The sequence below is a fragment of the Neobacillus solisequens genome (assembly GCF_051233465.1).
Taxonomy (GTDB): Bacteria; Bacillota; Bacilli; order Bacillales; family Cytobacillaceae; genus Neobacillus.
Genome location: NZ_JBKFGJ010000044.1, coordinates 1 through 881 on the forward strand (window position 1 = coordinate 1; position 881 = coordinate 881).

General features: G+C 33.3%; 1 protein-coding gene. It reads right to left on the minus strand.

Annotated features, from left to right (window positions below; all coding sequences use genetic code 11):
* Positions 1–200 precede the first annotated feature (200 nt).
* Positions 201–704, minus strand: a complete 504-nt coding sequence (locus ACI3K6_RS23440; RefSeq protein ID WP_435556727.1) for a DUF2716 domain-containing protein — start codon at positions 702–704, stop codon at positions 201–203.
* Between the last annotated feature and the right edge of the window lie 177 nt (positions 705–881).

Sequence of the window (881 nt, forward strand, 5' to 3'; positions counted from 1 at the left end):
ACTACTTGTTTACAAAAATCTACATCCCCAATATTTTTCTCCAAAAAATCACCCCTTGTTATTAACTTTTCTACTTATATCTATCCTAATCCAAATATTACCTTATCCAACTAACCTGCACCTTAGTTCAACTAGAAAAAAGACCGCCGCAACGATCTTCATCTATAACTATTGCCCCCGTTAGCTGAATAAGGTTTCTATTATCCCTGTCGTAATATTTTTTGAAATATTATTGGTTGATGTCTTTTAAAACTCATTATCAATTCTTTTCCAAAGATAGTTATGGTTTGTTCCCAAGGATGCCCTAACAATCCCCATTCGAAATTCTGATTAATAAAAAAGTAATAATCACCATTTGGAAAAATAGGTACAGTCCATTCATCAAATTCATCTCTTGGAAACTCTAATCTGGAGTCTATCCAATAACCTGGATGTTGCCAATCTAATGCATACATATATTCATTTGTTCGTGTGAGTTCTTGAAAGACGAGCAACGATTTTTCCTCTAGGTCATTATAAATCTCATCATACTTTTGAGAATCTACTGACCCATTTAATAACATTGAAACATCATATGTGATAAATGGACTTGACACTACAAAGGATGGAAAGTGTGAAATACTTGGTACAAACTTAAATTCCTCATAAATCCTATCCCATACCTCTTTATTCTCTAATTTAGATAATTCAATCCAATTATCCATTTGAAGTACCACCTTTACAACACTTTAATTGCAATTATTATATCATTTCTTGTTGAGATAACCTGCCCGTTCGTATTATAAGGTTAGCCAGAATGCTAAAAATTTCTGGTTGACCTTATTTATTTTGGTCTTATTATATCAGTAGCCAGGGTAGAACGTAACTGCCCGTGGGGATCG